Source organism: Frankia sp. Hr75.2, from assembly GCF_949319125.1.
In the GTDB taxonomy this organism is placed as follows: Bacteria; Actinomycetota; Actinomycetes; order Frankiales; family Frankiaceae; genus Parafrankia; species Parafrankia soli.
This window is the reverse complement of the sequence record NZ_CASGGV010000324.1, coordinates 1-24,812: the sequence shown is the minus strand read 5'-3', so window position 1 is coordinate 24,812 and position 24,812 is coordinate 1. Positions and strand designations below refer to the sequence as shown.

The 24,812-nt window shown below is 73.0% G+C and carries 21 protein-coding genes; 8 read left to right on the top strand and 13 right to left on the bottom strand.

Features of this window, described 5'->3' with window-relative positions:
• Positions 1–191: 191 nt before the first annotated feature.
• Entirely contained in the window at positions 192–1,226 is a 1,035-nt protein-coding gene (locus AC559T_RS30225; RefSeq protein ID WP_112105401.1) for an aldo/keto reductase, read from the top strand.
• A 65-nt stretch (positions 1,227–1,291) separates the two neighbouring features.
• Here AC559T_RS30225 and AC559T_RS30220 read toward each other — a convergent pair whose 3' ends face one another.
• Both AC559T_RS30220 and fdhD read right to left on the bottom strand, forming a co-directional pair.
• The gene (locus AC559T_RS30220; RefSeq protein WP_112105400.1) at positions 1,292–1,864 is read right to left on the bottom strand and encodes an Ntn hydrolase family protein; all 573 of its coding nucleotides are present in this window, start codon (positions 1,862–1,864) and stop codon (positions 1,292–1,294) included.
• A 94-nt stretch (positions 1,865–1,958) separates the two neighbouring features.
• Positions 1,959–2,819 (bottom strand): formate dehydrogenase accessory sulfurtransferase FdhD, encoded by an 861-nt coding sequence (gene fdhD, locus AC559T_RS30215; protein WP_020459906.1) that lies wholly within the window; start codon positions 2,817–2,819, stop codon positions 1,959–1,961.
• Positions 2,820–3,154: 335 nt separating this feature from the next.
• On the opposite strand from fdhD, the gene AC559T_RS30210 reads away from it, so the two are divergent.
• A complete protein-coding gene (locus AC559T_RS30210; RefSeq protein ID WP_498870857.1) occupies positions 3,155–3,934 on the top strand; it encodes a sporulation protein in 780 nt (259 codons plus the stop codon).
• Positions 3,935–4,250: 316 nt separating this feature from the next.
• Positions 4,251–4,784 (top strand): DNA polymerase beta domain-containing protein, encoded by a 534-nt coding sequence (locus AC559T_RS30205; RefSeq protein WP_498870856.1) that lies wholly within the window; start codon positions 4,251–4,253, stop codon positions 4,782–4,784.
• 62 nt (positions 4,785–4,846) lie between these two features.
• On the opposite strand, the gene AC559T_RS30200 is transcribed toward AC559T_RS30205, so the two are convergent.
• Complete coding sequence (locus AC559T_RS30200; RefSeq protein WP_498870855.1) at positions 4,847–5,317, bottom strand: DUF3995 domain-containing protein; 471 nt, start codon at positions 5,315–5,317, stop codon at positions 4,847–4,849.
• Here AC559T_RS30200 and AC559T_RS30195 point away from each other — a divergent pair.
• Entirely contained in the window at positions 5,221–5,589 is a 369-nt protein-coding gene (locus AC559T_RS30195; protein WP_498870854.1) for a Tn3 family transposase, read from the top strand. The two genes, AC559T_RS30200 and AC559T_RS30195, sit on opposite strands and share 97 nt — an antisense overlap.
• Positions 5,590–5,779: 190 nt before the next feature.
• Here AC559T_RS30195 and AC559T_RS30190 read toward each other — a convergent pair whose 3' ends face one another.
• Positions 5,780–6,562, bottom strand: coding sequence for an oxidoreductase (locus tag AC559T_RS30190; protein ID WP_071066815.1), 783 nt, complete (start codon positions 6,560–6,562; stop codon positions 5,780–5,782).
• Positions 6,563–6,640: 78 nt separating this feature from the next.
• Entirely contained in the window at positions 6,641–7,372 is a 732-nt protein-coding gene (locus AC559T_RS30185) for a TetR/AcrR family transcriptional regulator (protein WP_498870853.1), read from the bottom strand.
• A 691-nt stretch (positions 7,373–8,063) separates the two neighbouring features.
• On the opposite strand from AC559T_RS30185, the gene AC559T_RS30180 reads away from it, so the two are divergent.
• The gene (locus AC559T_RS30180; protein ID WP_498870852.1) at positions 8,064–9,038 is read left to right on the top strand and encodes a pectate lyase; all 975 of its coding nucleotides are present in this window, start codon (positions 8,064–8,066) and stop codon (positions 9,036–9,038) included.
• A gap of 54 nt (positions 9,039–9,092) precedes the next feature.
• Here the strand turns inward: AC559T_RS30180 and AC559T_RS30175 are convergent, their stop codons facing one another.
• The 4 genes from AC559T_RS30175 to AC559T_RS30160 all read right to left on the bottom strand — a co-directional run bounded on the left by AC559T_RS30175 (position 9,093) and on the right by AC559T_RS30160 (position 12,906).
• Complete coding sequence (locus tag AC559T_RS30175) at positions 9,093–9,869, bottom strand: DUF4097 family beta strand repeat-containing protein (protein WP_112105396.1); 777 nt, start codon at positions 9,867–9,869, stop codon at positions 9,093–9,095.
• On the bottom strand, positions 9,862–10,602 hold the full coding sequence (locus tag AC559T_RS30170; RefSeq protein ID WP_498870851.1) for a response regulator transcription factor: 741 nt from the start codon (positions 10,600–10,602) through the stop codon (positions 9,862–9,864). Before AC559T_RS30170 ends, AC559T_RS30175 begins: the two co-directional genes overlap by 8 nt.
• A gap of 31 nt (positions 10,603–10,633) precedes the next feature.
• Positions 10,634–11,932, bottom strand: coding sequence for a sensor histidine kinase (locus AC559T_RS30165; protein ID WP_112105395.1), 1,299 nt, complete (start codon positions 11,930–11,932; stop codon positions 10,634–10,636).
• 548 nt (positions 11,933–12,480) lie between these two features.
• The gene (locus tag AC559T_RS30160) at positions 12,481–12,906 is read right to left on the bottom strand and encodes a GNAT family N-acetyltransferase (RefSeq protein ID WP_041255763.1); all 426 of its coding nucleotides are present in this window, start codon (positions 12,904–12,906) and stop codon (positions 12,481–12,483) included.
• 260 nt (positions 12,907–13,166) lie between these two features.
• Between AC559T_RS30160 and AC559T_RS30155 the strand changes: the two genes are divergently transcribed.
• Positions 13,167–13,799 (top strand): GNAT family N-acetyltransferase, encoded by a 633-nt coding sequence (locus AC559T_RS30155; RefSeq protein WP_498870850.1) that lies wholly within the window; start codon positions 13,167–13,169, stop codon positions 13,797–13,799.
• A gap of 58 nt (positions 13,800–13,857) precedes the next feature.
• Here AC559T_RS30155 and AC559T_RS30150 read toward each other — a convergent pair whose 3' ends face one another.
• The 4 genes from AC559T_RS30150 to AC559T_RS30135 form a co-directional block, all read right to left on the bottom strand.
• Positions 13,858–16,176 carry a S9 family peptidase gene (locus AC559T_RS30150; protein WP_498870849.1) on the bottom strand — a complete coding sequence of 773 codons (2,319 nt, stop codon included), beginning with the start codon at positions 16,174–16,176 and terminating at the stop codon, positions 13,858–13,860.
• On the bottom strand, positions 16,177–17,958 hold the full coding sequence (locus AC559T_RS30145) for an N-acetylglutaminylglutamine amidotransferase (protein ID WP_071066809.1): 1,782 nt from the start codon (positions 17,956–17,958) through the stop codon (positions 16,177–16,179).
• A 369-nt stretch (positions 17,959–18,327) separates the two neighbouring features.
• Positions 18,328–20,925 (bottom strand): glutamate--cysteine ligase, encoded by a 2,598-nt coding sequence (locus tag AC559T_RS30140; protein WP_498870848.1) that lies wholly within the window; start codon positions 20,923–20,925, stop codon positions 18,328–18,330.
• An 876-nt stretch (positions 20,926–21,801) separates the two neighbouring features.
• Positions 21,802–22,764: a LysR substrate-binding domain-containing protein gene (locus AC559T_RS30135; protein ID WP_071066807.1), complete on the bottom strand. Its 963-nt coding sequence runs from the start codon at positions 22,762–22,764 to the stop codon at positions 21,802–21,804.
• Positions 22,765–22,874: 110 nt separating this feature from the next.
• Between AC559T_RS30135 and AC559T_RS30130 the strand changes: the two genes are divergently transcribed.
• A complete protein-coding gene (locus tag AC559T_RS30130) occupies positions 22,875–23,426 on the top strand; it encodes a peroxiredoxin (RefSeq protein WP_498870847.1) in 552 nt (183 codons plus the stop codon).
• Positions 23,426–23,965 (top strand): alkylhydroperoxidase, AhpD family, encoded by a 540-nt coding sequence (ahpD, locus tag AC559T_RS30125; protein WP_498870846.1) that lies wholly within the window; start codon positions 23,426–23,428, stop codon positions 23,963–23,965. The genes AC559T_RS30130 and ahpD overlap by 1 nt, the downstream gene beginning before the upstream one ends.
• The last annotated feature ends 847 nt before the right edge of the window (positions 23,966–24,812 follow it).

Below are 24,812 nucleotides of genomic sequence, written 5' to 3'. Positions count from 1 at the left end.
GTGGCCCGACCGCACCCGCACGAACCGGACTGTCCGGAAACTAGCAGCCCGGACGGCCCACGGCAGAACCTGTATGTGCCCGAAGGCCTGTCGGACCGCGGACACACAGCGCGGCGGGGAATCCGGACGGTTGGCATGACACAACGGACTCTGCCCTCACCCCGGGTACGCGTCTGGCGTTGACTGTTCTCATGCGCTACGCGGCAGGCGTCTCCACCACGAAGAAGATCTCCAAGATCGGGCTCGGGACCTGGCAGTTCGGCTCGCGGGAGTGGGGCTACGGCTCCGCCTACGCACAGACCGACGCGGCCCTGATCGTCCGGCGCGCCCTGGAACTCGGCGTGACGCTGTTCGACACGGCCGAGATGTACGCCTTCGGGCGCAGCGAACGCATTCTCGGCCAGGCGCTGGCGGCCGCCCCTGGCGACGGGGTGCACCCGGGAACCGACAAGTCGATCGTCGAGACGGCCGTGGCACCCGAGGAGGCGTTCGTCGCCACCAAGATCTTCCCGGTGCTGCCGCTGGCCCCGGTCGTCGAGCAGCGCGCGGTCGGCAGCGCCAACCGGCTCGGCGTGCGCACGATCGACCTGTACCAGGTGCACCAGCCCAACCCCGTCGTCCGGGACGGCACGACGATGCGCGGGATGGCCGCGCTGCGCCGGGTCGGCCTCGTCGACGAGGTCGGGGTCAGCAACTACTCGCTCGAGCGCTGGCGCGCCGCCGAGGCCGCGCTCGGTGACCGCGTCCTGTCCAACCAGGTCCAGTACAGCCTGGTGCGCCGCGAGCCGGAGCGTGACCTGCTGCCGTACGCCCGCCGGGAGGGACGCCTGATCATCGCCTACAGCCCGCTGGCGCAGGGCCTGCTCTCCGGGCGCTACGACGTCACTAGCCGGCCCACCGGCGCCGTGCGGATGGCGAACCCGCTGTTTCTCACCGAGAACCTGGCCCGGCTGACGCCCCTGCTGGACACGCTGCGCGAGGTCGGGGCGGCGCACGGCGCCAGCGCGTCACAGATCGCGCTGGCGTGGGTGATCCACCATCCGTCGGTGGTCGCGATCCCGGGGGCGTCGAGCGTGGCCCAGGTGGAGAGCAACGCGGCGGCCGCCGACATCGAGCTGACCGACGCCGAGTACGACGCGCTGACCTCGGCCGCGGAGAACTTCCAGCCGCTGACCGGCCCCGCCTCGTGGGCGGCCGTCGCGGCGGAGCGGATGCGCCGCCCCTGACCACCGACCGCGATTGCCTGAGCCGCGGCTCAGGCAATCGCGGCTGTGAGCGGGCCGGCACCGGGTTACATGAGTGGCTGACCGCCGTGCTCGCCGGGGTCGTGAGCGTCGTCGGAGAGGATGTGGAACGGCGGGCAGACCCCGGTCGAGTGGTGGGCGGCGGCCTCCAGGGCCTTGCGGACCCGTTCCTCGGGCTCCTCCCCCACCGTGCTGTGCAGCGACCCGCGCGCGTACTCCTCGCCGCAGCCCGCCGCGTCGTAGTTGTCGAGGGTGCGGCCGATCTGGTAGTCGGAGTCGATCCGGTACAGCTGCCCCCGGATACCCACGAGGAACAGCCCACCCGACTCGTTGCCGGCGTCGTTGCGGGCGAAACCGCCGTCGCGCAGGCAGTCACGGACGACCGAGACGAACTCGGTCGCCATGAAGCGGTCGAGGTCCCAGCTGTGCGGCACGGGCGGGACGAGGCTGTACCGAAGCAGCTGCCCCATCCGGAACGAGTCCGTGAAGCCCATGACGAACTCGCCGTTGCGGAAGACCTTCGTATCCGCCCGGACCGTGATCGACCAGCCGGCTACGCCGGCGCTGTCTCCCCCGATCACGACCCGTCCGTCGTGCTCCACACCGACGATGCAGGTCACGGTTGAGGATGCTATCCGGTGCTTCGGACGGCCCGGCGACCTCGTCCCCTTCGTCCGCTTCCGACATGCCCAGATCCCATCCCGGGACGGGATCTCACCGGGCCGCGGCGACCGCCGGCAGGATCACCCGGTGCGTCCCGGCGTAGAGGTTCATCGACGACCCGCGGACGAACCCGGCAAGCGTCATCCCGGACTCCTCCGCCAGGTCGACGGCGAGCGCCGACGGCGCCGACACCGCGGCGAGCACCGGGATCCCGGCCAGCAGCGCCTTCTGCACCAGCTCGAACGACGCCCGGCCGCTGACCAGCAGCACCAGCCCCCGCAGTGGCACCATCCCCGCCCGCGCCGCCCACCCGACGACCTTGTCGACCGCGTTGTGCCGGCCGACGTCCTCGCGCACCGCCAGCACCTCGCCGTCGGCGTCGGCGAGGGCGGCGGCGTGCAGGCCGCCGGTCGTCGCGAACAGCCGCTGCGCGCGGCGCAGCCGTCCCGGCAGGTCGACGAGCACCTCGGCGGTGATGCGCAGCGGGTCGTCGCGGATCTCGTACCGCCCGCGCAGCCGCACGGCGTCGATGCTCGCCCGCCCGCACACCCCGCACGAGCTCGTGGTGTAGAAGTTCCGCCGCAGGTCGACCTCCGGCTCGGGCACGCCGGGGGCGAGGGTCACGTCCAGCACGTTGTAGGTCAGCCGGCCCTCGCCGTCGACGGCGCCCTCGCTGCCGGCGCAGTAGCGCATGCCCGCGACGTCCGCGGCGGTCGCGATCAGGCCCTCCCCGATCAGGAAGCCCACGGCGAGGTCCATGTCGTCGCCCGGGGTCCGCATGGTGACCGCCAGGGGCTGGCCGCCGACCCGGATCTCGAGCGGTTCCTCCCCGACGACGGTGTCGGGCCGAAGCGTCGGCTCCGCCCCCAGAGTCACCCGCATGACCCGGCGTCGCGCGCTTGCTCGCCCCATAGCGACACGGTCCCCCAGGAGGGACGAGAAATCCATCATGTCGAGCCTTCGACGCCACGTTCACGGCATCCTCGGCGATCGCATCAGGACGGACCGAGCGCGTCGGGACACCCGACCGGAAAACCATCCACCGTCAGCCAGAGCCCGCCGTTCCGGGCCAGGTGACGTTTGTGGGACGGGGGACGTCCGGGGCGCGGCAGGGGTGTCTGTTCGGCGACGCGAGGCGGCGGGGCGGCGTGCACCTGCTACAGCTATGGGGCGGAGTGTGGGGCTGTGGGATCGTCACTGCCCGCCACGGGACGATCGGGACTCTCGAACGAAAGGGTTGAAGAGGGATGGGAATGAAGCGGTTCATGTCGCGGCTCGGGGTCGGCGCCGCCGAGGTGGAGACCGTGCTGGACCGTCCGGACGCACTGCCCGGCGCAGTGGTGACCGGACTGACCACCATCAAGGGTGGCAAGGTCGAGCAGGAGATCGAGAAGGTGCTCGTCGCGCTGGAGGCGACGGTCGAGGTCGAGACCGACGACTCCACCTGGTACGAGCAGGTGACCTTCGGTACGCAGCAGATCGGCGGCGGCTTCGTCATCCAGCCCGGGCAGGAGCAGTCCGGGCGCTTCGAGCTGCCGGTGCCGTGGCAGACGCCGATCACGGACGTCGCCGGCTGGCACCTGCGCGGGATGAAGATCGGCGTGCGGACGACGCTGTCGATCCCCGGCGCGCTGGACCCGGGTGACCTGGACCCGGTGTCGGTGCACCCGCTGCCCGTGCAGGAGGCGGTGCTCGCCGCGCTCGGCGACCTGGGCTTCCACTTCCACACCGCGGACGTCGAGAAGGGCCGCCTGCAGGGCTCCGACCTACCCTTCTACCAGGAGATCGAGCTCAAGCCGTCCGGCGAGTACGCCCGGCGGATCAAGGAGCTGGAGGTCACCTTCCTCGTCGACGGCAACGGGATGGACATCGTCCTGGAGGCGGACCGCCGCGGCGGGCTGCTCTCCTCCGGCGGCGACCAGCTCAGCCGGTTCCGGGTCGGCCACCACGACACCGACCGCCACCAGCTCGCCGGCGCGCTGCACCAGCAGCTGCAGGCCCTCGGCGCGCGCCGCGGCTGGTTCTGACCGGGCCACGGTCTGGTGCCGACCGGGCCGTGCCGGATGCCGGCCGGGTCCCGGCCGGCGTCTGCCGGACTGGGCCGGTCACCACACGGGGTGAGCACCATGAACGATGATCGTTTCCTCGACGAAGTGGCCCGGGATCTGATCGGCCTGCCCGCCGTCGAGGCGGTGGCGCTCGGTGGCTCGCGCGCCCAGGCAACCCAGCGAGCGAACAGCGACTGGGACTTCGCGATCTACTACCGCGACCGCTTCGACCCGCACGCTCCGAGACCTCGGTCACGAGGGTGCGGTATCGGAGGTCGGCGGCTGGGGCGGTGGTGTGTTCAACGGCGGCGCGTGGCTGACCATCGCCGGCCGATCCGTGGACGTCCACTACCGTGATCTCGCCGTCGTGGAGGAGCAGCTCACGAGGGCCGAATGCGGTGAGTTCCGCATCGAGCCGCTGATGTTCCATCTGGCCGGCATCCCCAGCTGTCTCGTGGTCGGCGAACTCGCGGTCAACCGGGTGCTGTTCGGATCGCTGCCCAGGCCGGCCTATCCCGAGGCGCTGCGCCGCTCGGCACCGCCGGTCTGGTCCGGCCGGGCGGCGCTGACCCTCGGGTATGCCGAGCGCAACCACGTACCGTATGGGCGCTCGGCCCAGTGTGCGGGTCTGCTCGCGGTCGCCGCGTCGGAGTACGCGCACGCGATCCTCGCCGCGCGCGGCGAATGGGTCACCAACGAGAAGCAGTTGCTGGACCGCGCCGGGATACGCGAGGTGGACGGCATCATCGCCGGCCTGACCGTCGATCCCGTCGCCCTCGCCGGGGCCGTGAACGCCGTGCGCGCCTTCGGGAGCTCGATGCTGCGGTAACCGACGGGGCCCCGTCGCAGCTACCCGGGAGCCTTGTTCCGACCAGCAACGCGGACGAGCTCCTAGCCGGCCGGCGCCGCGTCCTGGGCGGCGTCCGCGCGGTCGAGCAGGACGCCGGCGGCGGACAGGCCCGCCAGGCCCAGGCACAGCGGCGAGTAGAAGCGTCGGTCCAGCCTGCGGAACCGGTCGGAGACGGAGTCCCGGGAGACCAGGTCGGTCCGGCCGGCCGCTCCCAGCAGCCCACGGCTCGCGAGCACCACGGCGACGCCGGTCACGCCGGCGCGGTGCGGGGCGTCCAGGCGCGGTATGCGGCGGGGCGGGTGCGCGACGACGGCGGCCGCCGCGACCAGCGCACCCGCGACGGCGAAACACTGACCGGCGCCGGGCACGGCCGGCCGGCCGACGACGGCGTCGGCGAGCGCCGCCCGGTCGGCCAGTGGCCAGCTCGACCCGGTGCCCCAGGCCGCGTGGAGGACCCCGGCTCCCGCCAGGCCCGCCGCGCCCGTCCACCGACTCACCGCCGCGATGCTCACGCCCGCAGTCTGGCACGGTCACGGCTCCCGGCCACCTGGCCGGGGTCGTTGTCGGTGAGCACGAGAAGACCGCGAAGTTCAACGCCCTGGCCGCCAACGCGGCCATCTTCCACAATGCCCTGGACATCGCCGAGATCGTGCGCCAGCTCCAGGAGGAGGGCCACGTCATCGCCCCCGAAGATCTCGCCCACATCTCGCCGTACCTGACCGCGCACATCCGCCGCTTCGGTGAGGCCCACGCACTCCGGTGGATGCCACCGACCAGTCCCTAACCGAAGAATCACTCTATGCCCGCTGAGCAGTGCGGACGCTGGGCCAGCGCCGACACCGCCGGCGGGCTGCGGCCGTTCCACGACCCGGCTGGCGACCAGGAAACGGAGGACGCGTAGGCGGCCACCGGCATTCGCCCAAGACCTGCAGGCCGGGTCCCGAACGTATGCCAGTGTCCCCCCGTCGTGCGCCTCACACCGTCTTGATGCCACCGCCCTCAATGAGGTAGTCGGCGCCGGTCATGCTTGCCGCGCGGTCCGAGGCGAGGAAGGCGACGACGGCCGCGACCTCGTCGGGTTCGACCATGCGGCCGGTGGTCATGCCCATCGCCATGGGCACCCCGGACACGAACTCGCGGTGCCCGACGCCGTTCGCCTCGGCGAGGCGGGCGCCGAAGCCGTCAGCGTCCTCCCACATGCCGGTACGCGTCGGGCCGGGGGAGACGGTGTTCACGCGTACGCCCTGGGGTCCGAATTCCTCGGACAGCGCTTTGCCGAAAGCGTTGAGGCCCGCCTTTGCGACGCCGTACTCGATCGGGCCCGTGCCGGGCAGGCGCGCGCTCATCGACGAGATGTTCACTACCGAGCCGCGGCGTTCCAGGATGCTCGGCAGCAGTCGTCGGGTGACCCGGACCGTGCCGAACAGATTGACCTCGAAGCTTTGCGCCCATAGGGCGTCGTCGGTCGCGAGGAACCCGTTCAGGGTGAACGCGTCTCCGCCGCCGAGGTTGTTGACCAGGATGTCCACGCCGCCGAGTTCGGCAAGCGCTTGCGCCTCCAACTCCTCGGCGCCTTCCGGCGTACTGAGGTCGACCGCGACCGGGTGGGCGCCGGCATCCTTCAGTTCGGCCGTGATCGTGCGGGCCGCACCGACTACGCGGACCCCCTCTGCGATGAGCTGCCATGTGATCGCGAGGCCGACACCTCGGCTGGCCCCGGTGACGACCGCTGTCTTGCCGACGAGATTGAGCTCCATGTCAGACTCCTTGCAGATTTTTGAACTATAGGTACAAAACACGTCCACAAAAAAAGGGGCGCCGGGCGATAACACTGATTAGAGCGACCCCATCGCCGCGTCCACGACCCGCCTCAACTGCGTGGGATTCTCGGCGGTCTTCGCCAGTACTCGCATGCCGATCACCGTCGCGAGCAGCCAGGCGGCCACCGCCGCCGCGTCACGGCCGCCGTCGATCTCGCCGGCCCGCTGGCCTTCCTCGACGGTCGCCCGGAACGCACTCTCCGTACGCGCGAACATCTTGCGCACAGTGTCAGCCGTCTTGGCGTCCGAGGGAGCCGACTCGGCGGCGGTGTTGACCGCCATGCAGCCGCGCCGATCCGGATCGCCCAAGTCGAGCTCGACCAGTGCCTCCAGCGCGCCCCGCAGCCGGTCCTTCGTCGAACCGGGATGGTCGAGGAGTGCCTCCAGCCACTCGGCCTGCGAGTCCTGGTAGCGCGCCAGCGCCCGTTCGAACAATGCATGCTTACTGCCGAAGGTGTTATACAGGCTGCCCTTGCCGATGCCGATCTCGTCCACGAGGTCCTGAGGCGTCGTCGCTGCGTACCCCTTGCGCCAGAACACGCCCATCGCGCGGTCCACCGCCACGTCCGGATCGAACTGCTTCGGCCTACCCATGGCGCTACCTAACAGTATTTTGACCTTGAGGTCAAATAGCTGTCCTTCTCGACGGTCAGCCCCACGCCCAGCCCGAAGACCACTGAAGATGTTGGTCGAACAGCGCGGAACCAGGACGAGGATCTCGGCGACGTGCCGCGACCAGAATGTCATGATGCGGATGGACGCTGACGTTGCGTCCGGACGCCGAGGTCGTACACCGCGACCGCAGTGGAACAGCCGGTTGGAACGCGAGTACATCCGCGACCGAACCCTCGAAGGCCACGAGAGCGCCCGCAAGCGCGGCAAGACCATCGGCGGCGTGGGCGTCACCGACGACTCCATGCTGTCCATGGTCCTCCATCTGCGGGAGCAGGAGATGACCAGACCACCGCGGCCTCGGCGCCGTGAGCGACCCGTCAGACACTCAAGATCATCTCGTGGCGGGTTTCTGGCATATCTGGGTCATGCCTGCTCAGGACTCCACGCGACGAGCGGTTCACTGTGCAGACCCGTTCCGGCGCGAGAACTCATCGAGTTCATCGTCGATCGACGACCCGAGGCTCCTTCAACCCGCCGGGTGACCGCGAGCATTCTGTGTTGTGCGGAAAGTGGCGACGCCGAGAGCAACCTTCCGACCCCCCCACAGCGACAGTTCGGGTGGAAGCGTCGGAAGAGCGGCATCCACCGAGGAGGGGCGAAGACGGGTCGGCTGGTGGCCGCCGCTGAAAGGACGACATTGGTGGCACGCCGAACAAGCACCAGACACACGTACCGGGGGGAATCGACCTCGAGCGGGGAGGCGGCACCGGCCGGCCCGGCACGCAGAGCGCGTCCGCGGGCCGGGTGGGGCGTCCCCGTCCTGATGGCGACGCTGGCCCTGGGGGCCGGCACGCTGTTCGCCGGGTGCCAGCCGTTCGACGGCACCCCGGTGGGTGGCGGGGGCGCTCCGGCACCGACGTCCTCGCCGACCGCGGGCCCGACCGCTCCGGTCACGCAGACACCGACAGCCGGGCCGGGTAGCCCGTCGCCGTCGGCGCCGCCGGTCACCGCGACGCCGAGCGCCGGACCGTCGGCCCCCGCAAGCCCGACCACCGCACCGACCGCAGGGCCGACGACCTCCGCGAGCCCGGGCGCGCCCGCGTCACAGGGGCCGCTGCCGAGCTGGCCGCGCGCCACCGCGGACGTGGACGTCAGCAGCACCATCTCGGTGACGGGCACGTTCGACGGCGACCTCAAGCGTTACTCCGGCGTCAGCGACGGCGGCCAGGAGGAGGGCCAGGACCCGATCTTCGAGGTGGCCGACGGCGGAACGGTCCAGAACGTGATCATCGGGTCGCCGGCCGCGGACGGCATCCACTGCAAGGGCACCTGCACCCTGCGCAACGTGTGGTGGGAGGACGTCGGCGAGGACGCGGCGACGTTCAAGGGCACGTCCGCGGCACAGACCATGACCATCGACGGCGGCGGGGCCCGCGGCGCCTCGGACAAGGTGTTCCAGCACAACGGGCCCGGCACGATGGTCATCCAGAACTTCCAGGTGCAGGACTTCGGCAAGCTGTACCGGTCGTGCGGGAACTGCTCGAAGCAGTACGCCCGGCACGTCGTCGTCCGCAACGTCACCGTGACGGCGCCGGGCAAGACGCTGGTCGGCGTCAACACGAACTACGGGGACTCCGCCCAGCTGTCCGGCGTCACCATCGTCGGCGACAGCAGCCGGAAGATCAGTATCTGCGACCGCTACACCGGCAACAGCAGCGGCTCCGAGCCGACGAAGACGGGCAGCGGGGCGGACGGGACGTACTGCCGCTACACGCCGTCCGACATCGCCTACCGGTAGTCCTACCAGTAGGACTACCGGTAGGCGGGCCGGCCGCTACGCCGATCCGGCCGGTCAGGTCGGGTCGGCGTAGTCGATCTCCGCGTTCCCCGAGCTGGTGGACGCGCGCAGGCGGCGCGTCGCCAACGGGTCCGTTCGCACACCGACCAGGGTGTTGCCCGACCCGGTGTGGACCTCGGTCGCGTACACCTCACCGTCGTCCGGCACGGTGATCCGCACGTTGCCCGACGCCGAGTGCGCGGAGACGTCCTCGGGGGCGGTGGCCAGCTCGATGCGCACGTTCCCCGACGCCGTGGACGCGTCGACCTCGGTGGCGGTGACGCCGACCGCGCGCAGGTTCCCCGAGGCCGTCGACATCGTCAGCTGGGCACGGGCACCGTCCACCCGGACAGTCCCGGATCCGCTGCGCAGTGTCGCCGCGGAGAGCAGGTTGGTCGCCTCGACCTCGCCGGAGCCCGTTTCGGCGACCACCCGGATGCCCGCCGGCACGCGGACCGCGAACGACGCCTCGCAGTCCCAGAACCCCCCGCCGCAGTCGGCGTCGAGGGTGAGGACGCCGTCACGGACCTCGGCCGACATCGCCGGGACGGAGACCGTCCCGGCGAGACTGCCCTCGACGTCGACGACGCGCCCGGCAGCGCCCGCGATCTGGATGCGGCCGGAGTTGGTGTGGACCCGGACCATCTGGACGTCACCGGAGAACACCCGGTGCTCCACCCGCCGCACCTCGCCGGACGTCTCGTCGACGGTCTGCACGCCGCAGACCGCGGTGCCCACGACGGCGAGCAGCGCGCCGACGGCGAGCGCGGCCCGCCGGCCCGGCTCAGACATCGCCGCGCCCCGTGCTCGCCCGCGCGCCCGCCGGACGGGCCGGCCGCTCGCCGCGGGCGCCGGCGCCGCCGACTCCGCCGGCGGCGGCGGCGGAGTCCAGGAAGCGCAGGACGGCGAGCACGCGACGGTGGTCGTCCTCGGCCGGGGCCAGATCGAACTTGGTGAAGATGCCGGTCACGTGCTTCTCGACCGCCCGTTCGGTGACCATGAGCGCGGCCGCGATCGCGGTGTTCGACCGGCCCTGCGCCATAAGCGCCAGCACCTCGGACTCCCGTCTGGTCAGGCTGGCGAGCGGGTCCCGCCGGCGCGAGCGGAGCAACAGCTGGGTGACGACCTCCGGGTCGAGCACGGTGCCGCCGGCGGCGATCCGGTGCAGCGCCTCGCGGAAGTCGGCGACGTCGGAAACCCGGTCCTTGAGCAGGTAGCCGACTCCCCGTGCCTGCCCGGCGATCAGGTCGACGGCGTAGCGCTCCTCGACGTACTGGGACAGCACGAGCACCGCGATGTCCGGCCACTGCCGGCGCAGGACGAGCGCGGCGCGGATGCCCTCGTCGGTGAAGGTCGGCGGCAGGCGGACGTCGACGACGCACACCTGCGGCTGGATCCGGGCGACCGCCCGCAGCAGGCTCTCGCCGTCCCCGACCGCGGCGGTGACGGTGCAGCCGTCCTCCTCGAGGAGCCTGGTCAGCCCCTCCCGCAGCAGCACGGAGTCCTCCGCGATCATGATGTTCACCGGGTCACCGCCCCGGGCCGGCCGGCCCCGGTCATGTCGCGTCCCCGCATGGCAGCTCCATCCGCAGGGTCGTCCCGCCACCGGGCGGGCTGACGAGTTCGAACGCGCCGTCGACGGCGCGGGCGCGGTCACGCAGGCCGGCGATCCCGGAGCCGGCGCCCTCCCTGGCCCCGCCCCGCCCGTCGTCGGACACCTCGACCGTCAGCCGGTTCCCGGCCCGGCGCACGGCGATGCGGACGTGCCGGGCCTGCGCGTGGCGGGCGATGTTGGTCAGCGCCTCCGCGACGAAGAAGTAGGCCACCGACTCGGTCGAGATGTCCGGCCGCGGTGTGGCCTCTATGTCGAGGGTGACGGGTACCGGGGAGCGGGCGGCGAGGCCCGACAGCGCGGCGTCCAGCCCGCGGTCCGTGAGCACGGACGGATGGATCCCGCGGGCCAGGTCCCGCAGCTCGACCAGCGCCCGCTTGGTCTCCGCGTGGGCTTCGGCGATGAGCCCGTGGGCGCCGTCCGGGTCGTCGGCGAAGCGCGCCTGGGCGCGGCCCAGGGTCATCGCGACGGCGACGAGGCGCTGCTGGGCGCCGTCGTGCAGGTCCCGCTCGATGCGGCGCCGCTCGGCGGCGGCCGCGGCGACCATCCCGGCCCGGCTGGACTCCAGGTCGTCCACCCGGGCCAGCAGCTCGGGATCGCCCGGTGGGGAGAGCACCAGCCGCGCCAGCGCGAGGTGCGCGGCGACCACCCCGCGGGCGATCCACGGCGCGGCGAGCAGGACGACCAGCCCGACGCCCACGTGGAACGCCAGCGAGCCGCCGTAGCCCAGGTTCATCCCGAAGACCCGGCCGCCGTCGGCGAGCGCGTGCCCGTACAGCGGGAACATCAGGAACGACAGCCCGCCGCCCCACGCGCAGAAGACCACCCAGGCGCCCAGCCAGCCGAACAGCGGCAGGATGACCAGGGCGTAGAGAACCTCCAGCCAGTTCCCCGGGCCGCGCAGCCGGAGCCAACCGCGGCGGAACCAGCTCGGGGTGTCGGCGGGGGGCGTCCCGGGGGGCACCGAGCCCGGCGGGGGACGAAGCCACAGCCGCTGGCGGAGCACCACCCGGAACCGCCAGGCGTCCACGACCGCCGCCATCCGCGCGCTGAACAGGGCGAACCACACCAGCGGGAGGCCGAGAAGCGCCACGAACATCATCGGGATGCCGGCGGCGATCGCGACGAGGACCACGACGAAGGCCACGGTGGCGACCACCGCCGACTGGGCCACGAAGATGGTGGCGGTCCAGCCGGCCGGCCCGTAGGTCGCCCGCGCGGCGTCCACGAGCGCCCGACGCACCCCACGCGCCACTGTTCCGGGCGCCGCTGTTCCGGGCGCCACTGTTCCGGGCACCGCTGTTCCGGGCACCATCGCCACGGGCGGCGAGGCGGCCGGTTGGTCCGACCGTCCCGCCGGCCCATCCGGCGTTGGTGCCGCCGACGCGCCGACCTGCACCTCGCTCACCTTTGCTCCGTCCGCTGCCGCGTCCGCCCGTCGGGCCCGGGCCCGACGGGCGGGTCAGGACCGTCTGTGCCGACGGTAGATCGCCGGTGCCGGCCCCGGCGACGGAGCTGGCCCGTCAGTTCGTCCGGGGGCTAACCGCACCGTTGCATGTGAGCGCCTGGTAGCGCCTGGTAGCGCCTGGTCATGCCGCCTCGCCTCTCGCACGTCGTGGTTCTCGCGTGCCGGGTGGTGAGCTTGTGCAGCTAACAGCAGGTTTCACCCCCCGGTCGCGATGATCATGCGCCATGGCGGGAGAGGACGGCGGGGCACCGGGACAGGACGGGCGACACACGACGGCGGAGGGGCCGGAGCCGACGGAGAAGCTCAGAGCCGGCGGGGAGGGTTCAGAGGCGGCGGGCGAAGTGGAACGACGGGATGATGTAGCCGTTGCGCAGATAGAGGCGGTGGGCCTCGTGGCGGTGCGTACCGGCGTCCAGGTGGATCTGGGCGCAGCCCAGGCGCTTCGCCTCCCGTTCGACCCAGGCGAGCAGCCGGGTGGCGTGCCCGCGCCCGCGCATGCCGGGCATCGTCGTCAGGTCGTCCACCAGCAGGTGCCGGCCGTAGGCGAGCGAGCTGCTCTCCCGGAAGCCGACGGCCGCCACGACCCTCCCGGTCTCGCCGTCCCACGACCCCACCAGGCGGTACCCCTGCGGACGCTGCACCTCGTTCACCAGCTTGACGAACCCGGTCGAGGTCAGATGAGGACGCAGCTGCCGCATGGGATCGAAAGCCAGCCAGGTGCGTTCGGCCTCCAGCTCCTCTATCTTCACATTACGCATTGTTACAGCTCGATGGCGTGATGTGTGGACGGCGCTGTGTGGACGGCGTACATCCCGCCGGGTGCGGCGCCCGAGACGCGGCACTCGTCCGGTGGCTCGGACACGCCGCCCGGGCCGAAAACGCCTCGCGAACTGTCGGACCCCCCGGCTAGGGTCCCCAGCGCGACCGGGAGATCGGCGCCGGTCACGCGGGCCCGCCCACACCGGACGGGCGTACACAGAGAGACCCCAGGATGCCTTCAGGAGCAGCGTTGTCGACGGCCGACCCACACTGTCCCGGCTCACCCCGTCCCGGCGCAGGCGGCCCGGCGCCGGTCGGCGGGGGCGGCCCGGTGCTGAACGGGCCGCGGCTGTGCCTGCGGCCGCTGACCGTCGAGGCGCTGGGAGCGCTGCTCGGCGGCGACCGCGCGGGCGCGCAGCGGGCCACCGGGGCGGTCTTCCCCGACCCGCTGGCGGCTCCCCCGCTGGAGGAGGGCGCACTCACCCGGACGCGCGACCGCCTGGCGGCCAGCCCGGCCGAGCTGGGCTGGTGGGCCTGGCTCGCCGTCGACCGTGCCACCGGGGCCGCGGTCGGGTCGCCGGCGCTGTCCGGCCCGCCCGACGCGGACGGCACCGTAGAGCTCGGCTACGCCACCTACCCCGAGTTCGCCGGGCGCGGGTACGCGGTCGAGGGCGGGCGGCTGCTGCTCGACTGGGCGTTCGAGGACCCACGGGTCCGGCGGGTGCTCGCCGTCGTCCCGCCGGCGCACGACGCGTCGGTCAGCGTCGCGCGCCGGCTGGGCCTGTCGGTGATCGGCCGGGCGCACGACGAGGAGGCCGGCGAGCTGCTCCTGCTGGAACGCGCACGAGCGGACCAGCCCACCGGCCCGTCCGTCCGCCGCTGACCGGCGCCAACCGCTGCCGACCGCCGCGGGCGCGATCGGTCAGACGACCTCGATTCGGTCAGACGGCCTCGATCGGTCGGACGGCCTCGCCGAGGGTGTCCGCCGGCGTCTGCGCGCCGGTCAGGCGGGCCGCGACGAACTCCACCACGGCGCGGACGAACACCAGCCGGTTCGCGCGCTCGGCGACCTCGTGACCCTCGCCCTCGAAGAGCAGGTACTCGCACGGGATCCCGCGGGCCCGGGCCGCGGCGACGGTCTGCTCGGCCTCACACACGGGGACGTTGGTGTCGTTGGCCCCGTGCACGACCAGCAGCGGGGCCGCGAGCGCATCCATCCGGTGCAGCGGCGACAGCGCCCGTAGCAGGTCACGGTCGGTCGCCGGGTCGCCGTACTTGGTGACCGCCGGCGCGGCGATCCACGGTTCGGTGTGTCGGTAGAAGGTCTCCAGATCGGCCATCCCGCACACGTCGACACCGACGGCGAACAGCTCGGGGTGGCAGACCAGCGCGGCCAGTGTCAGGTACCCGCCGTAGGACCGGCCGGCCACGCCGATGTGGCCCGGCGCGGCCAGACCCTCGGTGACCAGGTGCGTCACGGCACTCGCGACGTCGGCGATGCCGGCGAAGCGGCCGGCCAGGTGGTCGGCCTCCTCGAACGAGCGACCGAACCCGGTGGAGCCGCGCACGTTCGGCGCGAACACGGCGATGCCGCGGGCGAGCAGCGCGTGGAAGAGCGGGTTGAGGACGGGGCGCTCCTGCGCCTCCGGGCCGCCGTGGAAGTAGAGCAGGGTGGGCACCGGCCCCGGGGCCACCCGCGGGCGGTACCACCAGCCGGTGAGCTCCAGGCCGTCGTGCGCGAGGAACCGGCGCGCGATCGGGCGGACGAACCGGTAGCCCACGTCCTCCGTCCCGCCGGGCACCTCGGGCGCCCCCGCCGGGTCCGGGCCCGGACCCGGGCCCGCAGTGTGCGTCCCGCTCGCGGCCACGGCCGTGATCTCGACGGTGGGGTACGCCGTCGGCGTGTGCGAGACCAGGCAGCGGTAGGCCGGCACGCCGCTGTCCGAGGTGCCCGCCGAGGTGCCGTCCGGGGCGTCCGACGCGGTGCCGGGCGGAATGCCCGCCGCGGTGCCGGTCAGGTCGCAGGTCCACACCTCGCCGGGGGCGGTGGAGCCGTCCAGCGCCAGGAGCAGGCTCGCCCCGCCGGGCCCGGGGAGCAGGCCGGTGACCACCTCGCGCGGCAGCGGCGGCAGGGCCCGCGACGTCCCGTCGTCCAGGCTGTGGACGGCGAGCTCGGTGCGCCCGCCGACGTTCCAGCCGAGCACGGCCGTGGCCGGGGCGAGGAGGAGGAAGCGCTCCAGGTCCGCGTCGTCCCGGCCGGCCAGCAGTCGGGTCGGCCCCGGCCGGCCGTGCGGGTCCAGGGGCACCTCGAGCAGGCCCGGCCGCTCGCGGCCCAGGTCGCAGGCGAGCAGGGCACGCGAGGCGTCCGCGGCGAAGGTGCCTGAGACGGCCGTGGCGGTGCCGCCCGCGACCTCGAACGCCTCGGTCGCGACCCCTCCGGCGGTCCCCCCGCTGCCGGCCGCTCCGCCGGCCATCTCGTCGTTGAGCGGGAACGCCTCGAGCGGGGCGGCGGCCGGTGCCAGCGGGTCGGGCGCGTCCACCCGGGCCACCAGCACACGCCGGGCGCCCCGCGGGCCCTCCCGCAGGAGCAGCAGCCACCGGTCGGCGGTCTCGTGGACGGCGCAGACCTGCAGGGCCAGCCCCACCGCGAGGTGGCGGCGGTGGCCGGCCGGGTCGACGGCGACCGCGTGGGTCAGCCCGGAGCGGGCCGACTCGGTGACCACGAGCAGCCGGCCGCCCGCCGCCCACCGGGAGACCGTGGCCGCGCACGCCTCCACGGCTCCCGCCGTGCCGGGCCGGACGCCACCGGCCAGCCGGTGCGCCGCCGTGCCGTCCGGGCGGACAAGGTGGACCTCGGTGTGCTCCCCGCCGCCCGGGGCCACGGTGATCGCGATCCAGGCGCCGTCCGGGGACCACAGCGCCGACCGGACGTGCGCCGGGCCGGTGTCGAGGACCCGCTCCGTCCCGTCGGCCGCGCGGACCCACAGGGCCGGGCGTCCGGTGGCGTCCCCGACGAAGACGATCGAGCCGTCCGGGCCGGGTGAGGGCCCGCGCACGCTCGGCGGCGCGGCCCACTCGTCCACCAGGTCCCGCGGTGCCGGGAGCGGCGGCTCGGCCGCTCCCGGGACCGGCGAGTCCACCGGTTGGACCGGGACGGCACCGGCCGGCAGGGCGCCAGCCGGTGCCGCGGTGGTCTCAGACCGCGCCGCGGCGGTCCGGGACGGGATGCCGGTGAGCGCCGACTCGACCGGACGGATCATTCACACCCCCTGTGTCTGCAGCCACATCTCGAGCAGGGCGGCCTGCCAGAGCGCGTTCGCCCCGAGCGTCGTACGGTTCGAGTTCGGGTCGGCGAGCATCTCGTCGACCCAGTCCTTGCGGAACAGCCCGCGGCTCCGGGCGACCGGGTCGGTCAGCGCGTCGGCGACCCGGGCGAGGAACGGGCCGTCGAGGTGGCGGATCGCCGGCACCGGGAAGTACCCCTTCGGCCGGTCGATGACGTCCACCGGCATCAGCGGCCGGCTGAGGTCCTTGAGCACGCCCTTGCCGCCGGAGGCGAGCTTCAGCTCGGGCGGGCACGCGGCGGCGAGCTCGACGAGTTCGTGGTCGAGGAAGGGCGTGCGGGCCTCCAGGCCGGCCGCCATCGTCATGTTGTCGACCCGCTTCACCGGGTCGTCGACCAGCATCACCGTGGAGTCGATGCGCAGCGCGGCGTCGACCGAGGTCTCGGCGCCGGGCTCGGCGAACCGCTCGGCGACGAAGTGCCGACTGGCGTCACCCTCGATGAGGTGGTGCGACTCGACCATCGCCGGCAGCTCGGCGTGCGGCCGGTCGGCGAACACCCGCAGGTAGGCGTCGACGGCGTCGCCGCGCGGGACGGTCGCCAGCGGCGGGTACCAGGAGTAGCCGGCGAAGACCTCGTCCGCGCCCTGGCCGGACTGCACGACCTTGACGTGCCGGGCCACCTCCTGCGAGAGCAGGTAGAACGCGACGCAGTCGTGGCTGACCATCGGCTCGCTCATCGCGGCGACGGCCGCGTCGATCGCCGGCAGCAGCCGGTCGCCGGGGACGCGGATCTGGTGGTGGTCGGTGCCGAAGCGGCGGGCGATGATGTCCGAGTAGTGGAACTCGTCGCCGGACTCGCCGCCGGCGGCCTCGAAACCGACGCTGAACGTGGCGAGGTCACGCTGGCCGGCCTCGGCGAGCAGCGCGACGATGAGGCTGGAGTCCAGGCCGCCGGAGAGCAGCACCCCGACCGGGACGTCGGCGACCATGCGCCGGCGCACGGCGGTGCGCAGCCGCTCGCCGACCGCGTCCCGCCAGTCGTCCGCCGTCCAGGAGGCGTGCTCCTCCTGACGGGTGGAGTCGGGCCGCCAGTAGACCTCGTCGCGGGTCGTGCCGTCCGCCTCGACGGTCCGGATGGTGGCCTGCGGCAGCTTGCGCACGCCGGCCAGGATCGTGTGCGGCGGCGGGACCACCGAGTGGAACGACAGATAGTGGTGGAAGGCGACCAGGTCGATGTCGGAGGACACCCCGCCGCCGGCGAGCAGGGCCGGCAGGGTCGAGGCGAACCGCAGGCGGTGCGGGTCGCGCGTCACGTAGAGCGGCTTGATCCCGAGCCGGTCGCGGACGAGGACGAGCCGGCCGGTGTCGCGCTCGTACACGGCGAAGGCGAACATGCCGGCGAAGTGGTCGACGCACCGGGGGCCCCAGTGGTGGTACGCCTTGAGGATCACCTCGGTGTCGGAGGTGGAGAAGAAGCGGTAGCCGGCGTCGACGAGCCGGTCGCGCAGCTCCTGGTAGTTGTAGATGCAACCGTTGAACACCGCGGTGAGGCCGAGCGCGGTGTCGACCATGGGCTGGGCGCCCCGCTCCGACAGATCAATGATCTTCAGCCGACGGTGGCCGAACGCCACCGGGCCGGTGGCCCACAGCCCGACCCCGTCCGGGCCCCGCGCCTCCATTGCGGCGGTCATCCGCCCCACCGCGGCGACGTCCGCCTCACGGCCGTCGAACCTCAGCTCCCCGCTCAGCCCGCACATGGTCCAGCTCCCGTCGATCGGTTGGTCAGACGGCCGTTCTTCCCCTCCTCGACGACGTCCGCCCACCCGGTTCCGGGGACCCGCCGGGACCGACGGGGCGGATGCCCCGCGATGACGACGGGTGGCGCGGTGCCATGCCGAGGACCACATTCGACGGCCAAGGTTTCACCACAATGACAAGGATGTTGCGGTGCGCGACAGCGCCGGTCGCGGAACCTGCCAATCCGCCACCAACCGCCACAACCGGCTACACCCACGTGCCCGGCGGCCCGCCGCCGCCCGCTCGCACGCCGACGCGCGGCCGCACGGCGGGTGCCGCCAGAACGCCGACAGCCGGCGGCCCAGGGGACCGCCGGCCGTCGGGCACGCTCAGGGACGCAGCAGCCAGGTGTCCTTCGACCCGCCGCCCCGGGACGAGTTGACGATCAGGCTGCCCGGCGGCGCGACCCGGCTCAGGGCGGCCGGTGCGACCACCGCCGTCTCGCGGCCGGCGTAGACGAAGGCCCGCAGATCGACCGCGCACGGCTGGAGCTCACCGTCGACCCAGGTGGGATGGGTCGACAGGGCGACCATCTCCTGGCCGATCCAGCCCCGCGGGTCGGCCAGGATCCGCTCGCGGACCTCGGTCAGCTCGAACGGCTCGGCCTGCGGGCCGATCACCACCCCGGAGCCCCCGTAGCCGTCCACCGGCTTCACGACGAGCTGTTCGAGGTGCTCCAGGACGTGCGCGCACTGCTCCTGGTCACCGCACACATAGGTCGGGACGTCGTCGAGCAGCGGCTGCTCACCCAGGTAGTAGGTGATCATCCGGGAGACGTAGGCGTAGACGACCTTGTCGTCGGCGACCCCGTTGCCCAGCGCGTTCGCCAGCGCGAGCGTGCCGGCCCGCACCGCGCGCAGCAGCCCGGGGCCCAGTGGCAGCCCGTCAGCGCCCGGCAGCCCCGTCAGCTCGTCCTCGTCCACCCGCCGGTAGAGGACGTCGATCCGGCGCCGCCGCCCGCCGTCGACGGCGTAGAGCACGTCGTCGTCGACCAGGATGTCGGCCGGGGTCAGCAGCGGCACCCCCATCTCCTCGGCGAGGAAGGTGTGCTCGTAGTAGGCGGAGTCCTCCTCGCCGACGGTGAGGACGGCGACGGCGGGCTCGCCGCGCACCGCCGGCGGGGCGGCTGCGACCAGCGCCTCGTGCAGCAGCGCCGGCACCGCGTCCACCCCCAGGATGGCGCCGGGCGGGTTGAGCTCAGGCAGCGCCGACCGGGTCAGCCGCCGGCCCTCGATCGCGTAGGCGATCCCGGACGGCACCCGCAGGTTGTCCTCCAGCACGAGCCACTTGCCGTCGGCGCCGCGGACGAGGTCGATGCCCGCCACCGTCACCCGCACGCCGCCGGAGCGCGGCGACCCGTCGCCGGAGAGGACCCGACCGGAGTGGCGCAGCCCCGGCGAGTCGTTCACCAGCCAGGCCGGGATCACCCCGTCGGCGACCGCGGCGCGCTCGGAGTAGGTGTCGCGCAGGAACGCCTCCAGTGCCCGCACGCGCTGGGTGAGCCCGGCCTGCAGGCGTTCCCAGTCGCCCGCGGTGACGACCCGCGGAACCAGGTCGAACGGGAACGGGCGCCGCTCGGACTCGCCGTTCACCCGGAAGACCACGCCGCGTTCGATCTGCTCGGCCTGCATGGCCTCGCCGCGCTCGGCGAGCACCGCCGGGCCGAGGCGGTCCAGGGTGCGCACCACGCCGCGGTAGTGCGGCCGGACGCCACCGCCCTCGGCGATGACCTCGTCGAACCCGGACGGCTGGTAGCGGTCCAGCAGCGGCGGCAGCGCTGCCCCCGCTCCCGCCGACGGGACGGTGCCCGGCGGGTGGACCGCCGACGCCGGCGAGTCGCGAGTCTCGGCCAGCACGAGGTCCGCGACGTCGGTCAGCAGGCCGCGGCGGGCGAAAGCCCGGCGCTGGCGGGACGCGGCGCTGCCCCGCCCCACCGCCGCCTCGGCCAGGTCACGCACCAGGTCCCAGTCCCCGACCTTCTCCAGGTCGGGACGGACCTCGGTGAGCAGCCGGCGCAGCAGCTCCTCTGCCGGCATGCTGCCGGTGCCCGACAGGTCCACGAGGTCGCCCTCGATGCCGGAGCGGGCCGCGCGCCAGGTCGCCGCGCGCAGCAGCTCGGCGCGCGGCGGCGGAGCCGGTGCGCCCGCCTCGACCGCCTCGATCGCCCGGCACACCAGCGCCCGGAACAGGCCGGCGATCAGGATGACGTTGTCGACGTCCGGGCAGGCGTCGCAGATCCGCAGCTCGACGGTGGGCAGGTGCGCGGACGGCCGGACGTCGAAGTAGACCATGCCCGGGTCGCTGATGACACCGGACTTCACCAGGTCCGCCACGAGCTGGTCGTACTCGGCGGCGGTGCGGAACGGCCCGGCCACGCCGGCGGTCGGCCAGCGCTGCCAGACCATCGTCCGCATGCTCGCGTAGCCGCTGTCGGCGCCGCGCCAGAACGGCGAGCTCGCCGACAGCGCCAGCAGCATCGGCAGCCAGGGCGCCACCCAGGCGGTGACGGCCATCGCCAGGTCGCGGTCGGCGACGTCGACGTGGACCTGGGCGCCGCAGATGAGCTGCTCGCGCGCGAGGAGCTGGTACTCCTCGGTCATCTGGATGTAGCGCGCGTCCCGCGAGACGTCGAGGACGGACATGTCGACGATCGGCACCGTTCCCGCCGCGGCGGGGCCGAGGCCCAGCGGCTCGGCGACCGCGGCGAGGCGGCGGCGCAGGTCGAGCAGGTCCGTCCGGAGGTCGGAGAGGTCGGTACAGGGCCGGCTGTTGGTTTCGACCACGGAGCGCAGCAGCTCCGGGGAGAACTGGTCGTCGGGGAGGCCGCGCAGAATCTCCTCCGCGCGGGGTACCAGCTGCCTGGTAGCGAGATCGAGAATGTGGAATTCTTCTTCAACACCGACGGCCGCGATCCGCGCGTCGCTCATGAATACCTACACTAGGCCCGAGGGGTTACGGCGATATGTCCTGAGTGTGTCACAGGTCGCCGTGAATCGGAATTCTTCGGGAGCGGTCTCCGATGGTGCCGCGCCCGGCACGGAAATCGCCCGCGCCGCGGCCGCGCCGCCGTCCTCGATGTTCACGTCGGCTCCGTACCTCATCCTGCGCGGTCGGCCGCGCATGGCGGTTCCATGCAGGCCGAATCCGCGGACGGCCACCGCTCACGCGGCCGGAGCCGGGAGCGGGCAACGCCCTGCGCGCCGGCCGGAGCACGCGTCCACCCCTGGGCCGGCACGGCTGTGGTACCCACAGGGAACCTGTTAAAACCGTGATGAAACACCCATGCGCAGCACGTCCTGCCTGCTCGCGGCGCATGTTCCGGGCGGCCGGGTACGCACCCGGCCGAACCCCGCGCGACGGTTCCGCCGGGGTCACCGCGGCACACATTCCATCGCCACGGGCGTCGCGACGGATCAGCCACGGAGCAGCCCACGGATCGGCCACCGGACGGCCACGGATCGCCAGGGCGCCCGGACGCGGGGCCACCGGCCGGTTTCGGATACCGGACGATCCGGCCCGCGCGGGCACCGGCTGACCCGGCCACGCGCGGTACGCGAGACGATTCCGGCGAATAGCCACCGCCCGCGCAAACGCGGGCCGATTTACCGTCGCGGCAACGGCTCCAGGCCACGGAAACGGTATTCAGGCACGGAGATCACAACGTTTCCCATCCCGATTGGGACCGCGCGGAGGGCGAGGCATGGCGGGGCGGAGGCCCGGCGGAGCGCGGGCGGCGGCGGGCGGGCCTCGGCCGCGTGCCGGGCGTCACGGAGAGCAGCCGCGGTCGACCCGGGCGGGCCGGGTCAGCCGACGGGAGCCGGTGTCCGCTCGGGTGCGGGCACCGGCGTGACCTCCAGGCCCGTGCCGGGCAGCGCCTCGCGGATCTCGGCCGCGAGCAGGGTCCAGTCCGCCACCCGGGCCGAGGTCGTCCGGTAGGCGAGGCCGATGCGCCGGCGCGGCGCCGGGTCACGGAAGGTCGCCGTCGCCAGGCCGCGCCCCTCCCCCACCTCGACGCCCACCGCCGCCGCCGGGATCAGCGTCAGCCCCAGGCCGCCGGCGACCATCTGCACGATCGTGGACAGGCTCGCCGCGCGCAGCGCGCTGCGCTCGCGTGCCCCGGCCTCGCGGCAGACGTCCAGGGCCTGCGCCCGGAAGCAGTGGCCGTCCTCGAGGAGGAGCAGGTCCCGGCCGCACAGGGAGGAGACCGGCAGCGCGGCGCTGCCGGCCATCGGGTGGTCGACGGGCGTCACGAGCACGAAGTCCTCGTCGTAGAGCGGCAGCTCGGCCACCCCGGGCTCGTCCGTCGGCAGGGCGAGCAGCGCCAGGTCCAGCGAGCCGCCGCGCAGCTCCTCCAGCAGCGCGGACGTCTGCGCCTCGCGCAGCCGCAGCCGCGCCTCCGGCCGGCGGGCCCGCAGCGACGGCAGCAGCTGGGGCAGCAGGTAGGGCGCCACCGTGGGGATGACGCCGAGCCGGATGTCGCCCGACAGCGGCGCCCGCGCGCGCACCGCGAGCTGGGCGATGTCGTCGACGGCCCCGAGCACCCCGCGCGCCCGCTGGACGATCTCCTCCCCCACCGGCGTCAGCAGCACGCTGCGGGTCGTCCGCTCGACGAGCTGGATGCCCAGGGTGCGCTCCAGCGCGGCGACGGCGCTCGACAGCGTCGGCTGGCTGACGTGCAGCGAGGTCGCGGCCCGACCGAAGTGCCGGTGATCCGCGACACCCACGAGGGCTCGTAGCTGAGCGAGCGTGGGCTGAGGTTGAGTCATAGAGAGAAGCTATCAGACTTGCCGAATCTTTCGATTTCTCTTCTGAGTCCCCGATCGCGAGAGTGGAGCCCGTGTCCCACTCCGGGGCACACCGAAAGGAGATCATCCAGGTGCTGACCGTCGGCGACGTGTTCCCCGCCTATGACCTGACCGGCGTCGTGTCGAGCGACCCCGACACCGCGTTCGTCCAGGAGACCTCCACCAGCCGCACCGGTCAGTGGCGGGTCGTGTTCTTCTGGCCGAAGGACTTCACCTTCGTCTGTCCGACCGAGATCGCCGCCTTCGGCCGGCTCAACTCCGAGTTCGCCGACCGCGACGCGCAGATCCTCGGCGTCTCGACGGACAACGAGTACGTCCACCTCGCATGGCGGCAGAACCACTCCGACCTGCGTGAGCTCCCCTTCCCAATGCTGTCCGACATCAAGCGCGAGCTCGCCGTGGCCTGCGGGGTGCTCGGCGACGACGGTGTCGCGCAGCGGGCGACCTTCGTCATCGACCCGGACGGCGTCATCCAGTTCGTCATGGTCACCGCCGGCAGCGTCGGCCGGAACCCGGCCGAGGTGCTGCGCGTACTCGACGCGCTGCAGACCGACGAGCTGTGCCCGTGCAACTGGCAGAAGGGAGAGGCCACCCTGGGTGCGGCGGCGGAGGTCGCGGCGTAATGGGAGTCGCCCGGCTGCGGGAGCTGCTTCCCGACTACGCCAAGGACCTGCGCCTCAACCTCGGCTCGGTGACCTCCCAGTCGCAGCTGAACAACCAGCAGCTGTGGGGCACCGTTCTGACGTCGGCGATCGCCAGCCGCGGCGCGACCACCCTGACCGAGCTCGAGGCCGAGGCGCTGGAGCACCTCAGCCCCGAGGCCGCCAAGGCGGCTCGCACGGCCGCCGCGCTGATGGCGATGAACAACGTGTACTACCGGACGCTGCACCTGCTGGAGGACAAGGAGTACTCCAGGATGCGCGCCGGGCTGCGGATGAACGCCATCGCCAACCCCGGCGTCGACAAGGTCGACTTCGAGCTCTGGTCGCTGGCCGCGTCGGCGGTGAACGGCTGCGGCATGTGCCTGACCGCCCATGAGCACGAGCTGCGTGGGCGGGGGGTGTCGCGCGAGGCCATCCAGGACGCGATCCGGGTCGCCTCGGTCGTGCACGCGGTGGCCGTGACGATCGAGAGCCACGAGCAGGTGCCGGCCACCGCCTGAGCCCCCTGCCCCGTCGAGCGGGCCGGGCGGACGCCCGCCCACCCTGCCCGCCATCCCCCAGCTGATATTCACCGAGGCCCGGTGTCGCGGTCCCCCCGACCGCGACACCGGGCCAACCTCATGTCCGGGGTCACCCTCATGTCCGAGGCCACCCGCGGCCGGCGACGGCCGCGACTCGCTGTGGTCTCCCTGGTTGCCGACCGGCAACCGAGCGTGATCGCGAGAGACTCCCGCCCACGGGCCGCGGGACACCACCCCGACACCGGATCGCACCGCCACGGCCGGAGAACACGCAGATCCGGCCGCTGACCGGACTCCCACCGGCGCGGCGGCGGCAAGGTCTGAGCATCCTCACTTCAGCACTTTGAGTAACCATGACGCCCCATTGAGCCAAGCCATCTTTGGTTTACACCGTGGTCTGATTCCTCCCAGCCCAACCAGGCAGTCCATCTGATGCCACAATGCAACTTCGCAAGCACGCCTTGTAGTCGGAGTTGAGCAACAGTCGCAGGTCGCAACGGTGCCAGGTCAACCGGGATCGCCTCACCGACGGGCAGCGACGGGCACCGACGGGTCCTCCCGGCGGAGCCGACCGCCGACGACGAGCGTGGACAAGGGCAACACGGATGCCGCCGGCCGCGACAACGAGCGGGCACCGGCAGCTTGAGGAACTGGGGGACCATCATCATGGCGTTACTGAATCCGGCAAATGTGAGCACGTCCCGCAGCGGGCACGCGCTGCGGGTGCCACGGCGCGGCGGCGAGGGTGCCGTCACGGCCGCGTCCGGCGGATCCGGCGCCGGATCAGCCGGCCCACCGCGGATCCCGCTGCTCCCCGAGAACAAGG